The 12,873-nt window shown below is 62.3% G+C and carries 11 protein-coding genes; 2 read left to right on the forward strand and 9 right to left on the reverse strand.

All coding sequences use genetic code 11. The features are described 5' to 3' along the window. Positions 1–5: 5 nt before the first annotated feature. Genes HFO71_RS13260 through HFO71_RS13275 form a run of 4 tightly spaced genes read right to left on the reverse strand, consistent with a single transcriptional unit; the run spans position 6 to position 4,613 of the window. Entirely contained in the window at positions 6–1,250 is a 1,245-nt protein-coding gene (locus HFO71_RS13260) for an O-antigen ligase family protein (RefSeq protein WP_077976211.1), read from the reverse strand. Further along, positions 1,247–2,809, reverse strand: coding sequence for an undecaprenyl-phosphate glucose phosphotransferase (locus HFO71_RS13265; protein WP_168258245.1), 1,563 nt, complete (start codon positions 2,807–2,809; stop codon positions 1,247–1,249). The genes HFO71_RS13260 and HFO71_RS13265 overlap by 4 nt, the downstream gene beginning before the upstream one ends. A gap of 55 nt (positions 2,810–2,864) precedes the next feature. Then, entirely contained in the window at positions 2,865–4,034 is a 1,170-nt protein-coding gene (locus HFO71_RS13270; RefSeq protein ID WP_025394066.1) for a glycosyltransferase family 4 protein, read from the reverse strand. 3 nt (positions 4,035–4,037) lie between these two features. Continuing rightward, on the reverse strand, positions 4,038–4,613 hold the full coding sequence (locus HFO71_RS13275; RefSeq protein ID WP_020049461.1) for a polysaccharide biosynthesis/export family protein: 576 nt from the start codon (positions 4,611–4,613) through the stop codon (positions 4,038–4,040). A 189-nt stretch (positions 4,614–4,802) separates the two neighbouring features. Between HFO71_RS13275 and HFO71_RS13280 the strand changes: the two genes are divergently transcribed. Then, positions 4,803–6,980 (forward strand): GumC family protein, encoded by a 2,178-nt coding sequence (locus HFO71_RS13280; protein WP_168258246.1) that lies wholly within the window; start codon positions 4,803–4,805, stop codon positions 6,978–6,980. 11 nt (positions 6,981–6,991) lie between these two features. On the opposite strand, the gene HFO71_RS13285 is transcribed toward HFO71_RS13280, so the two are convergent. Together HFO71_RS13285 and HFO71_RS13290 are read right to left on the reverse strand one after the other, a co-directional pair. Next, positions 6,992–8,233, reverse strand: coding sequence for a GNAT family N-acetyltransferase (locus tag HFO71_RS13285; protein ID WP_077976214.1), 1,242 nt, complete (start codon positions 8,231–8,233; stop codon positions 6,992–6,994). 221 nt (positions 8,234–8,454) lie between these two features. After that, positions 8,455–8,664 carry a DUF2842 domain-containing protein gene (locus HFO71_RS13290; protein ID WP_003547289.1) on the reverse strand — a complete coding sequence of 70 codons (210 nt, stop codon included), beginning with the start codon at positions 8,662–8,664 and terminating at the stop codon, positions 8,455–8,457. A 116-nt stretch (positions 8,665–8,780) separates the two neighbouring features. On the opposite strand from HFO71_RS13290, the gene HFO71_RS13295 reads away from it, so the two are divergent. After that, positions 8,781–9,884: a COX15/CtaA family protein gene (locus HFO71_RS13295; RefSeq protein WP_017990999.1), complete on the forward strand. Its 1,104-nt coding sequence runs from the start codon at positions 8,781–8,783 to the stop codon at positions 9,882–9,884. 25 nt (positions 9,885–9,909) lie between these two features. On the opposite strand, the gene HFO71_RS13300 is transcribed toward HFO71_RS13295, so the two are convergent. The 3 genes from HFO71_RS13300 to speB form a co-directional block, all read right to left on the reverse strand. Continuing rightward, positions 9,910–10,701, reverse strand: coding sequence for a sulfite exporter TauE/SafE family protein (locus HFO71_RS13300; RefSeq protein ID WP_077976293.1), 792 nt, complete (start codon positions 10,699–10,701; stop codon positions 9,910–9,912). A gap of 174 nt (positions 10,702–10,875) precedes the next feature. Then, the gene (argC, locus tag HFO71_RS13305; protein WP_168258247.1) at positions 10,876–11,808 is read right to left on the reverse strand and encodes an N-acetyl-gamma-glutamyl-phosphate reductase; all 933 of its coding nucleotides are present in this window, start codon (positions 11,806–11,808) and stop codon (positions 10,876–10,878) included. A 60-nt stretch (positions 11,809–11,868) separates the two neighbouring features. Further along, positions 11,869–12,831: an agmatinase gene (gene speB / locus HFO71_RS13310; RefSeq protein ID WP_168258248.1), complete on the reverse strand. Its 963-nt coding sequence runs from the start codon at positions 12,829–12,831 to the stop codon at positions 11,869–11,871. Positions 12,832–12,873: the final 42 nt, after the last annotated feature.

Raw genomic sequence — 12,873 nt, forward strand, 5'->3', positions numbered from 1 at the left:
ACACCTCACGCCGCCTCGTGGCGTCTTCGTTCACGCTTGTGGCGCACTTCCAGCGCCGCGCAGCCCCAGACCGTGCCGAGCAGCAGATAGACATGGCGCCAGTGGTCGATATCGATGACGTTGCCGATCGTCGCATGGCCGAGAACCGAGATCCAGGCGATCATCAGGAAGGGCTGCCACGGTCGGTCGAGCAGCAGGTTTCTGAAACCGAGAGCCAGCGTCCAGAGAAGCATGCCGACGTAGCTGACGAAACCGAGCCAGCCATAGGAGGTGAGCGACTTCAGCCAGATATTGTGCTCGTCCTCGGGAAACATCGTGCCGAACACCAGCGGGCCGATGCCGAGCGGACGCTCCATCATCATGGTGAAGCCGATCCGGTGGCGCTCGAAGCGGCCGAGATGTTCGCCGTCATATTGCTGTACCAGCTGGGCGCGCGCCGAAAACAGTTCGGCGACCTTCGGGATCTGCAGCGCCACCAGCAGCGACGCGATCAGCATGATGATCGCCGCCAGCGACAGGACCAGGACTCTCAAGCGAAAGGCGCCGCTGCGCTCTTTCAGCAGCATGATGAAGATCAACAGCACCACGCCGAGCGCGAAGAGCCCCCAGGCGGCGCGGGAAAAGGAGAGGAAAATCCCGAGCGCAAGCACCAGCAGGGCGGCGGCCTTCAGCGGCGATTTCTTCAGGTCGCCGACCAAAATACCGTGGACGAGATAGAGCGATGGCGGCACCAGGAAGGGGCCGAAAACATTCGGATCCTGGAAGGCGCCCTTGGCACGGTCGTAGAGCGTGAAGATTTCCGCGCCCGGAAAGGCGTGGAAATAGCCGAGTATGCCGAGCGCGGAGGTGGCGACGGCGGCAAAGGTCCAGGCATTGAAGATCAGCGGCAGCCGCTTGTGGCTGTCCTCGATGATTGCCGCGTAGAAGACCGCCGTCAGCGCCAGGAAGGTCGACACCGCGATATACATCGGCGCGGTTGCCAGGTCCTTCATCTGCGTCAGCGACAGCATGCCGCCAATATTGAAGATCAGCAGCAGGGCAAGCAGCGGCGCCACGCTGCACGAAATCCTGAGACCCAGGATGAACCAGAGGCCGATCAGCCCCGCCATCCAGAGTTCATAAGGTGCCGGCTCGTCGATCACGAAACCGGAGAGGAAGACGCCGAAGGCGACAAAAGCCGAGCCGATCAGGCGCAGCGTCATCCGCTGCGGTTGGGCGACACGGGGATATGTCGCCTCGATCGCGCTCAATAGGCGTTTTCCGTGTTGAGCAGTCGGATCGGCGTCAGGAACAGGATCTTAAGATCGAACCAGAGCGACCAGTTCTCGATGTAGTAGAGGTCGTAGGCCGTGCGGAACTTGATCTTCTCGTCATTGTCCACTTCGCCGCGCCAGCCGTTGATCTGCGCCCAGCCGGTGACGCCGGGCTTGACGCGGTGGCGGGCGAAATAACCCTCGACGACATCGGCGAAGGCGCGATCGCGCGCCTGGGCGAGAACGGCATGCGGGCGTGGGCCGACCAGCGAGAGCTCGCCCCTCAAAACGTTGAAAAGCTGCGGCAATTCGTCGATCGAGGTCTTGCGGATGAAGCGGCCGACGCGGGTGACGCGCGGATCGCCCTTGGTCACCGCGGCCTTGCCGGTGGGGTCGGCCATGGTGGTGTACATCGAGCGGAACTTGAAGACGTTGATGATTTCGTTGTTGAAGCCGTGGCGCTTCTGCATGAAGAAGACCGGGCCTTCGGAGGTCGCCTTGATGGCGATCGCGGTCGCGATCATCAGCGGCCAGAGCAGTGCCAGCGCGACCAAAGTGAAGAAGAGGTCGAAGCCGCGCTTGGCGACCGAATCCCAGTCGCGGATCGGCTTTTTGAAAATATCGAGCATCGGCACCGAGCCGACATGCGAATAGGCGCGCGGCCGGAAGCGCAGCCGGTTGGCATGCGCGGCAAGGCGGATATCGACCGGCAGAACCCAGAGCTTCTTCAAAAGATCGTAGATACGGGCCTCGGCCGACAGCGGCAGGGCCATGATCAGCATGTCGATGCGCGTCAGTCGCACGAATTCGACGAGTTCGGCGACAGTGCCGAGCTTCGGATAACCGGCGACCATGATCGGCGATCGTTTCTCGCCGCGGTCGTCGAAGATGCCGCAGATACGGATGTCGTTGTCGGCCTGCTGTTCGAGGATGCGGATCAGGTCCTTGGCCGGCTCGCCGCCGCCGACGATGACGGCGCGCCGTTCCATGATGCCGTTGCGCGCCCAGTTGCGGATGCCGTAGGCGACGAGGAAGCGCTCGGCCGCAAGGAAGAGCGCGCCTGCGGCGAACCACGGGATATAGGCATCGACCATCGCCCATGTGGTGCCGCGAATGAGCGCGAACAGGCCGACGCTCAGGAGAAGCGCGATCGTCCAGGAGGCGAGGATGCGTGGCATCAGCCGCAGCTTCGCCCGGAGGGCGGGAATGGTGTAGGTGTCGGCAAGCTGCAGGCCGATAACGGTCAGGGCCGAAGCGATCGCCGCCATGCCCGCCCGCATCGAGGTGGAATCGCTGCCGTCACCGGGCCAGAAATAGTGGGAGATCAGGGCGATCGCGAAGAGCGCCAGGAATTCCAGCAGCCGCAATTGGCCGATGATGATCACAGGCGAATTGGTTCCGTCGCGGAACTGCTCGGCGATCTGCCGGGCAAAGGGGTTGATTTCGGTCGGGTCGGAAGGCTTCTCCTGACCCGCGCCGCCGCGCGCCTCGACGTCGGAGACCTGCTTGCGCAGTGCTTCCACGTCGAATTGATCGCCTTTTTCCAGCTTGTTCATGGGGCTTTTCGCTCGTTGTCACCAAGCGAAATACCAGAAAGCCCCTAAGAAATATTTACGAGGCAACGGGCATTGCTTGGCCGGCAGCGGGATTGACGAGCTCATGGTACAATTTCAGGACATCGCGTGCCATGACGGCCGAAGAAAACACCGCCTTCACTGCCTCGGGCTTCGGCATCGTCCTGGCGTGCCAGTCGGGCGTGCTCAGCGTTTCCGCCATGACGCGGGCGAGATCGTCGGAATTGCCGGGCTCCACCAGTGCTGCGCTGTCGGCGCCGAGCACCTCGGGAATGCCGCCGACACGGCTTGCGATGATCGTCTTGCCGGCGCCGAGCCCCTCGAGCACGATGTAGGGCATGGCTTCGGCGCGCGAGGGAACGACGAGGTTCTGCGCCATGGAGAAGGCTTCGTGGACCCGCATGGCCGGCAGCATGCCGATGCGTTTACCAAGGCCGCGTTCGACCATCATCTCACGGTAGCGGTCGCGATCCGGCCCGTCGCCAATCATCAGCGCCGACAGCGGCCTGCCGAGCAGCCGTTCGGTCTTGGCGAAGGCATCGACAAACAGATCGGGACCCTTGAGGTCCCGGAGCATTCCGACATAGATGAAATGCACGGCATCCGAGCGAGTCGGGATCGGCTCGAAATCGCGCTCGCCGATGCCGTTGTAGATCAGTCTCGTCTTCGTCCTTGGCCGTCCGACCTTGCGCGCATAGGTGTCGCGCTCATATTCGCAGATGAAGACCAGCGCATCGGTGAAATATTCCTGCAGGCGCTCCATCCGGAGGACGAACTGTCCGCTGAGCGAGGAGCGCGAATAATGCAGGCTTCCGCCATGCGCGGTATAGAGGCGGGCTACGCGATACCTGTTCACCCGCAACACTGAGCCGGCAAGTCGCGCGAGCACACCGCCTTTGGCGCCGTGTCCGTGCAGCACATCCGGCCGCAAACTTTTGATTTTCTTGTATGTATCCCACATCGTCGCAATATCGGACGGGCTGATTGAGCGCCGGATCGGCACGCGCGTCAGGCCGAGCGAGAGATAGGGACGGATATCGTCGAACAGGCTGTCCTCGTACTCGCCGCCGGTCGAGCTGTCGCAGAGGATGCCGATTTCATGGCCGGCCTTGCTGTGCTCTTCGACGAGATCGCGGACATGGCGGAAAATTCCGCCGATCGGCGACCTGAAGCAATGGAGGATGCGGAGTGGCTGCTGTTTTGCCATCGTTCAGAAAAGCCGTTCGCGAACGTAGATCGTGTCACCCGCGATAATCGGCCCCGATATGTTGATGCGGCCGGTCAGCACCTGTCCGTTGATCTTGCGGGTGACATCGACCATGCGCTGGTTGGCGCGGCTGGTGAAACCGCCGGCAACAGCGATGGCATTCTGCACCGTCATGCCGGGAACATAGGCATACTGGCCGGGCTGGCCGACTTCACCCATGATGAAGACCGAGCGGTAGCGATCGACATCGATGGTGACGTCGGGATCGCGAAGATAGCCCTGCTGCAGTTTCTGGGCGATCTGTCCCGAGAGTTGCTGCAGGGTTCGGCCGCGGGCAGGGACCTGGCCGATGAGCGGGAAGGCGACATAACCTGCCTGATCCACCGTATAGGTATTGGTCAGGCTCTGCTGGTCGAAGACGGTAATGCGCAGCCGATCGCCGCTGTCCAGCGTATAGGGCTGTATGGTTGCCTCGTTGAAGGCCTTCGGCGCCGGCTTGTACGTCGTGCAGCCGCTCAGTGCTGCCGTCATGGCTGCAAGGCTCAGGGCCAAAAGGATCTTGGGCTGGACGACAGACATCCGCTTGTGCTCACAAAAATGAACTCGGTGCAGCCGTTATCGATCCGTTAGGGTTAATGCCCGGTAAAGGGCGCTTGCAATTTCCGGTATCCTTCATCGATCATCGCTCATTTCTCGGCGAGATCGCCATTAACCGTTGAGTTACCATGGTCGTTTACGCTTACGGCACCTTTGTTGTGGAGTAAGAGCATGTCCGGCGTAGCTCGTGATCAGGATGTGGACATCGACCTCGGCCAGTTGGTCCGTGCGGTCTGGGCGCGCCGTCTGCGGATTTTGGCAATCACCCTCGTGGGGGCGGGCGTCGCCTTTGCCGGCGCCAAAATCATGTCGCCGCAATATCGCAGCGAAACACGCATCCTCATCGAACCCCGTGCGCCGGCTTTCGCCAGCACGCAGCAGGCCAATGACGCCAGCGCCGGTCCGCTGATGGATGAACTGAACATCGCCAGCCAGGTGCAGCTTCTGCAATCGGCCGATCTCCTCAAGAAGGTCATCAACGATCTGAAGCTTTATAACCTGCCGGAATTCGACGATGCCGCCAGCGGCTCGGCCATGAGCAGTATCCTGGTGAAGCTGCACCTGAAGAAGAACCCACTGGAAAATCCGCCGGAAGAGCGTGTCATCGACGCCTTCGTCGAACGCCTGCAGGTCTATCAGGTGCCGGGTTCACGCGTCATCGGCATCACTTTCACCTCCAAGGATCCGAAGCTCGCCGCCGCCATCCCGAATGCCATGGCGAATGTCTATCTTTCGACCCAGAGCGGCGCCAAGCTCGATTCCAATTCCGAGGCGACCCGCTGGCTGGAGCCGGAGATCGAAGGTCTGCGCCAGAAGGTCAGCGAAGCCGAGAGGAAGGTCGCCGAATACCGCACGTCGCACGGGCTGCTGCAGACGAACGGCACGACCACTTTTCCGGCCCAGCAATTGAACGATATCTCCGCCGAGCTGACCCGCGTGCGGGGCGACAAGGCCAATGCCGAGGCGAGGGCGCAGGCGGTGCGCAATGCACTGTCTTCGGGCGAAGCCTCCGATACGCTGCCCGACATCATGTCCTCCCAGGCGATACAGCGGCTGAAGGGGACGGAATCCGGCCTGCAGTCGCAGATCTCCGATCTGCAGACTAGCCTTCTCAATAATCATCCGCGGCTGAAAAGCCTGCGCGCCCAGCTCTCCGATATCCGTAGCCAGATTCGCCAGGAGACGCAGAAGATCCTGGCGAGCATCGAGAACGAGTCGAAGGTTGCGGATCTGAGGGCGAGCGAGCTCGAGCGCCAGTCGGACACGGTCCAGGCCAACAGCGCCCGCGCCGGTGAGGACGAGGTCGGTCTCAATGCGCTAGAGCGCGAGGCGAACGCCCAGCGCCAACTGCTCGAAACCTACCTGGTGCGCTACCGCGAGGCCGCCTCCCGCGCCGACAGCAATTCGAGCCCGGCTGATGCCCGGATCGTTTCGAGGGCCGTCGAGCCGGTCGATCCTTATTTCCCGAAGGTGGTGCCGATCGTCGTCGTCGCTGCCGTCGCGACGCTGATCATGAGCGCCATCGTCATCATGCTGGCCGAGCTCTTCAGCGGCCGGGCTCTCCGCCCGACAGATGCCTCCCCGGAAACAATTGAGGCAGAAGCAGTCGTCGAGGAGAAACATGTGCCGCAGGCCGCTCCGATCGCCGCCGCCGGAAAACCCGTTCAGCCGAGCATGCTCGCCGTCGTCGCGGACGAGGAGGATACGATCGAGGACGTGAAGGCTGCCGAGGATGTGCCAGAGGACGAGCCGGAGGATGACAATGAATTCTCCGTCGCTTCAGTTGCTGACTATCTCACCGGCAGCCGCGCGCCGCTGGCAATCGCCATATCGCCGACTGGTGAGAATGGCTCGGCGGCGACGGTTTCGCTGACCCGCATGCTCGCCGATGCCGGCCACCGCGTCATCCTGATCGATATGACCGGCTCCGGCTACCCCACGGAACTGATGGCCGAGGACCCGGGCGCCCTTGGCGTCACCGATCTGCTTTGCGGCGAGGCCGCCTTCGGCGACACGATCCACGGCGACCGCCTCTCCGATGCGCATCTCATTCCCCAGGGGCAGAGCGACGTGCGCCGCGCCATGCGCGGTGTCGATCGGCTGTCGTTGCTGCTCGATGCGCTCGCCGCCGCCTACGATCTCGTGGTGGTCGAATGCGGTTCGGCCGATGTTGCCGGCGTCTCGCGGCTGACGCGCAGCCGGGACGTCGAGATCATCCTCTCGCTGCCTGAGGTCGAGGAGACCATTTTCGTTGCTCTGATGACGGAATTCCAGGCTGCCGGCTATGAGCGCGTCGTGCTGATGTCGGGCGGCGAAGGGGCCGAGCAGGCACTCGGCCGGGCCGCCTAGTTTTTTGACGATCAGCCGATCCGTGCCCGGATGCCCTGGGCGAATTTATAGAGCTTCGGGCGCGCCTTGATGTGCGCCTTGCCGCGGGTGACGAGCCGGTGTGCGGCGCCGGCGACGACGCCGAACGGCGATACCGGCAGCACCACGTCGTAATGCGCGGTCTCGACCGGCGCCCAGGAACGCTTGTAGGTCTGGTCGCCGAGGCCGAAATCGAACAGCGCTACACCCTTGCCATGCAATCCCGAGATGGTCTGCCAATAGAGGAATTCGCCGGGGCTCGTATCCGGCACGAGTTCTTCATCGATCGCGCCGAACTGGCAGATGATATGGTCGCCCTTGCGCGAAATCCCTGAAATCGCGGCGATCTTACCCTCATGCTCGCCCTTGAGCCGGAGCATATGCATCTGCAGCCCGAAGTACTGCCTGGTGTCGTCCTGCTTGTCGATGAGACCGTGCAGGAAGGTCTGCGTTTCCCTGTCGGCAAAGACGTCGGGCAGGCCGAGGCTGGCGAAGCGGGCGCTTTTCAGGCGGAAGAAGATATCGAGCAGGCCGTGCTGTTCTGCCGATGTCTCGGGAATGACGTATTCGAAGCCGCCGGCCGCCTCGAAACGCTTCGACTGAACACGGAATTTCTTGCGCCGGTTCTTGGCGTTGAGCTGCTTCAGCGTGTCCTCGAAAGCGGGAAGGAACGGCAGCTGATAGGCGTGATTCTGGTTCTGCACCATCGGCAGCCCGGCGAGCGGGCTCTCTCGCCCTCGCCATTCCAGCGGAATGTTCTGCAGCAGCAGCAGATCGGCGCGGCCCTTCAGCGCATGCCGGAGCCGACCGGCGAACTCATGGGGGTCGATGGTCCTGCCGGCTTCGGCAAAGCTCTCTGCGAATAGGCCGGTATTGATATTGCTGTGATCGGCGGCAATGAATCTCGCCGTCCTGAGCCCGCGGGACTTGACGATCTCGACCGGCAGAATGAAGACGGTCTGACCCGCATGAGTGGCTTTGAGGATCGCAAGCGGCCGCTGGAAGGCGCTCACCCAGGCGGCGCACCAGTCGTAGCTCTGATGCAGGGACTGGAGGTTGTCGCGCTCCAGCGCCCGCCAGTCATCCTCCAGCGGCTGCATCGCGTCAAAGACTTCGATGTCGAGTTGGGCCATGGCGAGTTTCATGCTCAGCTGGCGCAGGCGCGAAATGGCCGTATCGGCCAGCGCCACGTCGTCGGACGGCTGTTCATGGACATCGAGCTGTTGCGTCTGCACGATTTTCTCCGGTCAAGAATGCTGAACGGGAAGGTAGGTATGCCAGCCGTATATTTGGTTTAACCGCAGGCGATGGGTGAGGTTTTCCGCAGATCACGGTTATTCGGCCGTTAATGGCTAAAGCATGTCGCGCAAAAGTGTGCCGCGGTTTTGCGACAACGACATGCGTAAAAACAAAGACCTAAAGCGCGACAAGCGAATCTGAAAGACCGCGACGCGCTTTAGCGCTGCGGCGGTCCGGCCATCCATTTGATGATCACCATCGCCGGCAATACCCAGAGCAAGCCGGTGAGCAGGAAATAGAGCAGGTGTCCCCACCAGGGTGCGTTGCCGAGCGTTGCCACCGCGATCGTGTTCGCCACCAGCGCATAGACGACTACGAGCACGATGATGAGGATAGTGCCGATGAATTTGCGAAGGCGGACGGGCATCGGCTATCTCTTGCAATGGACGGGTTGAACCTGGCGCGACGGCATGCCGCAAAGGTTCGGGGCTTGTTTTGCATGAGCCGGTGGGGCAAATCAACTGCCGGATAGAAGGAGACATCATGGCCGTTGCAAACCCGACCACGGAACAGGCGATCCTGAGCGAAATGCGCAAGCAGAATCGCGACCGCCGCGCCTTGCGCTTCTGGCTCGGCTTCGTGCTTTTGGCGCTCTTCTGTCTCGTGCTCGTCGGCGGCGCCACGCGGCTGACCAATTCCGGCCTGTCGATCACAGAGTGGAAGCCGATCCACGGCGTCATCCCACCGCTGTCGGCCGCCGAATGGGAGGAGGAATTCCGCCTCTACCAGCGCATTCCCGAATTTCAGCAGCTGAACAGTTCCATGACCGTCGATGAGTTCAAAGGCATCTTCTGGTGGGAATGGGCGCACCGGCTGATCGCGCGTGCCATCGGCGTGATCTTCGCGCTGCCGCTCATCTATTTCTGGCTGACGGGGCGTATCGAGAAGCGTCTGCGCTGGCCGCTCGTCGGCATCCTGGCGCTCGGCGGCCTGCAGGGGTTTATCGGTTGGTGGATGGTGTCCTCGGGCCTTTCCGTCCGAACCGACGTCAGCCAGTACAGGCTGGCGACGCATCTCGTCATGGCCTGCCTGATCTTTGCCGGCTGCATGTGGATCATGCGCGGTCTCTCCAGGCATTCCGACGATCCGGCGCCGACAAGAAGCTCGCGCGGTTTTGCCGCCGCGATCGCCATTTTCTCACTGTTCCAGATCTATCTCGGAGCGCTGGTGGCAGGGCTCGACGCCGGTTTTTCCTACAATACCTGGCCGCTGATGGACGGCGCCGTCATCCCTTCCGATCTGCTGATCCAGCAGCCCTTCTGGATCAATGCCTTCGAGAACCCGAAGACGGTGCAGTTCATTCATCGGATCGGCGCCTATACGCTCTTCGCATTGACGCTGATCAACATGGTGATCGCCCTTCGCGCAGCGCCTTGGACCACCCATGCACGTCGCGCGATCCTGCTTTTCGTGCTTGTGACGCTGCAGGCAGCGATCGGCATAGCGACGCTGCTGATGCAGGTGCCGCTTCACTGGGGCCTGCTGCATCAGGCCGGCGCGCTTGTCGTTTTCGGCTTCGCCGTCGCCAACTGGCGCGGCTTTTACGGCGAATATCCGCACGGGACGATGATCGCCGAACGCGACTGAAGCGAGCGGCCTTCCGCCGGCGGTTCTAGCGCAGTACGCCGTCGAGCAGCGGCATGCCGATGATTGCGGCGGCGGCGATCAGGACATAGCAGGCGATGCGGAAGGTCCGTTCCTCGGCAAGCCCGAACAGTTTCGAGCCGCCGTAGAGCCCGACCACATAACTCGGCAGGATGACGACGGTGAGCGCAAAGACGGCAGGCACGAACAGTCCGCCGATATAATAGCTGATGGCGCTGAAGACGGACGAGATCGAGAAATAGAGCACGACATTCGCCCTGACGCGGGTGAAGTCGCTCTTGCCGCCGAGCCAGTAGGCGACGACCGGCGGCCCGCCGAGCTGCGCAGCGCCGCTGAAAAGGCCGGCAATTAGACCGACGCCGCTGCTGAGTGGCGCCGAAGGTGCGCCGTGGTAGCGCCATCCCGATACGAGAAGCGCGAGCAAGGAGATGGCGATGATCGTGATGCTCCAGCGCAGCAGCATCGGATCGAGCAGCGCCAGCATCGCGGTGCCGGCCGGCACGCCGAGCGCGGCACCCGCCGCCATGACGAAAACCTCGCGCCGGTTGGCGCCGCGCCAGGCCGGTGGGATCATCCCGAGTGTGGCAATGCCGTCGATGACGAGCAGGATCGGCGAGATCAGCTTCGGCCCGACGATCGCGCCGCCGAGCGGAATGAAGATCAATGCGGCGCCGAAACCCGAAAAGCCGCGTGCAAGCCCAGCGATGAAGGCAAATGCCATCAGCGCATAGATGCCATGATCGGGCAAGGCTGCGGCAAACCATGCGCCGACGCCAGCGATAAGCGCATCCAGCGTCATGACATCGGCTCCGTGATTCGGGATGGGCAAGGAGGAAGGATCCGGTTTCATAGCCCAATCGTCATCGATGATCGAGCGCGAAAGCGATGCTGCGGCCGCCGATGCAAGCAGCCGCGGAAACATCATGATGAGTCAAAGCTCGAGCGGCACCACGTTGATGCCGTCGTCTGCATCTTACGAAGCGAGCATCAGATCCATATTCTGGACTGCAGCGCCCGACGCCCCCTTGCCGAGATTGTCGAGCAGCGCCACCAAATTGACCTGCGAAGCGCCTGGTGTGCCGAAGACGAAGAGCTTCATCGTGTCCTTGCATTCAAGCTCGATGGCATTGACGCGGGGCAGGGCCTTGCTTTCGGCCAACGGCACGACACTGACGATATCCTGGCCGGCATAATGGGCGACGAGGGCGGCATGGATGCTCTCCATCGTCGTGCCCTCGGTAAGATCGTCGAGATGTAGCGGCACCTGCACGATCATGCCTTGCGCGAACTTGCCGACCGACGGCGAGAAGATCGGCGCGCGATCGAGCAGGCCGTGCACGGTCATCTCGGGCACGTGTTTGTGGGTGAGTGGCAGGCCGTAGAGGAAATGCGGCGCGGTGATCGCATCCGGGTGATCCGGGTTTTCCATCTGCGCGATCATCTGTTTGCCGCCGCCAGTATAGCCGGAGACCGCGTTGACCGTAACCGGATAGCCGTCCGGCAGGATTCCGGCAGCGCGAAGCGGCCGGATGAGGCCGATCGCTCCGGTGGGATAGCAGCCGGGATTGGCGACGAGACGGGCGGCAGCGATCTTGTCGGCCTGCTGCTTGTCCATTTCGGCAAAACCATAGGCCCAGCCGGGATTGATCCGGAAGGCGGTCGAGGTGTCGATGACGCGGACATTGTTGTTGGCCGAAACCATCTGAACCGCTTCCTTCGACGCATCGTCGGGCAGGCAGAGAATGGCGATGTCGGCGCCGTTCAGCATGTCCTCACGCATGGCGGCGTTGCGCCGCTCGGCTTCGGGTATGGACAGAAGTTCAACATCGCGGCGGCCGGCCATGCGCGTGCGGATCTGCAGACCCGTCGTGCCGTGTTCGCCGTCGATGAAGATTTTCGGTGCCATGTTAAACCTGCGCTTTCAATGGGTTCTGAAGGTTTCCGGATTCAGTTTGAGGATAATAGGTCAGCCTTGTGACACCGCGATGGCGCGTCGCTCGGCATGAAGCCCCAGCATATACATCGCCACCGTTGCCCCCGCAATGGCGGTGATATCGGCATGATCATAGGGCGGCGATACCTCGACGACGTCGGCGCCGCGGATGTCGAGCTGGTGCAGACGCTGCAGCACAGAAAGGATCTTGGCGGTCGATGGCCCGCCTGAGACCGGCGTGCCGGTGCCCGGCGCAAAGGCCGGATCGAGGCAATCGATATCGAAGGTGAGATAGGCCGGCGCCCCGCGCGTATGGGAGATGATCGCCGAGGCGATATCGCTGGCACTCATCTCCTCGACCTGATGACCGTAGAGAATATTGACGCCGCAATCCTCAGGCGCATGGGTGCGGATGCCGATCTGAATGGAGCGGTCGGGATCGATGGTGCCTTCGCGGGCGGCGCGTGCCACGAAAGAACCATGGTCGATGCGGCGTTCCTCGTCGAACCAGGTGTCCTGGTGCGCATCGAACTGCACGAGCGCCAGCGGCCCATGTTTTGCCACATGGGCTTTCAGCAGCGGCCAGGTGACGTAATGATCGCCGCCGAGAGTCAACAGGAAGGCGCCGCTGTCGAGGATGACATTCGCCTGGCGTTCGATAGCGGCCGGCGTGTCCTGATGGTTGCCATAGTCGAGCAGGCAATCGCCGTAGTCGATCACGGCCATTTCGGCGAAGAGATCGCGGTTGAAAGGATATTGCGCATCATTGTCGAAGATCGCCGATGCGCGCCGGATCGCCTGCGGCCCGAACCGCGTGCCCGGCCTGTTCGATGTCGCGGCATCGAAGGGGATGCCCCAGACGGCGACGTCGACGCCAGCGAGCTCCTTGGTGAAGCGGCGGCGCATGAAAGACAGCGCGCCGGCAAAGGTCGGATCGCTGGCAGCGGAGGTGAGGCTGGTCGCCGTGAAGGCGTGGTCAATCGATCTGTTCGCCAAATCGTGCTCCTTTTTCGGTCGCAAAATCATAGTCGCGTTCGA

Origin of the sequence: Rhizobium laguerreae (assembly GCF_019778565.1) — a bacterium.
GTDB classification, from domain to species: domain Bacteria; phylum Pseudomonadota; class Alphaproteobacteria; order Rhizobiales; family Rhizobiaceae; genus Rhizobium; species Rhizobium laguerreae.

Bases quoted from the DNA above. Each gene is read 5' to 3' on its own strand.
- HFO71_RS13280 (WP_168258246.1), top strand. From the start codon at position 4,803: ATGTCCGGCGTAGCTCGTGATCAGGATGTGGACATCGACCTCGGCCAG.
- HFO71_RS13290 (WP_003547289.1), bottom strand. From the start codon at position 8,664: ATGCCCGTCCGCCTTCGCAAATTCATCGGCACTATCCTCATCATCGTG.
- HFO71_RS13300 (WP_077976293.1), bottom strand. From the start codon at position 10,701: ATGACGCTGGATGCGCTTATCGCTGGCGTCGGCGCATGGTTTGCCGCA.
- HFO71_RS13295 (WP_017990999.1), top strand. From the start codon at position 8,781: ATGGCCGTTGCAAACCCGACCACGGAACAGGCGATCCTGAGCGAAATG.
- argC (WP_168258247.1), bottom strand. From the start codon at position 11,808: ATGGCACCGAAAATCTTCATCGACGGCGAACACGGCACGACGGGTCTG.
- HFO71_RS13275 (WP_020049461.1), bottom strand. From the start codon at position 4,613: ATGTCTGTCGTCCAGCCCAAGATCCTTTTGGCCCTGAGCCTTGCAGCC.
- HFO71_RS13265 (WP_168258245.1), bottom strand. From the start codon at position 2,809: ATGAACAAGCTGGAAAAAGGCGATCAATTCGACGTGGAAGCACTGCGC.
- HFO71_RS13270 (WP_025394066.1), bottom strand. From the start codon at position 4,034: ATGGCAAAACAGCAGCCACTCCGCATCCTCCATTGCTTCAGGTCGCCG.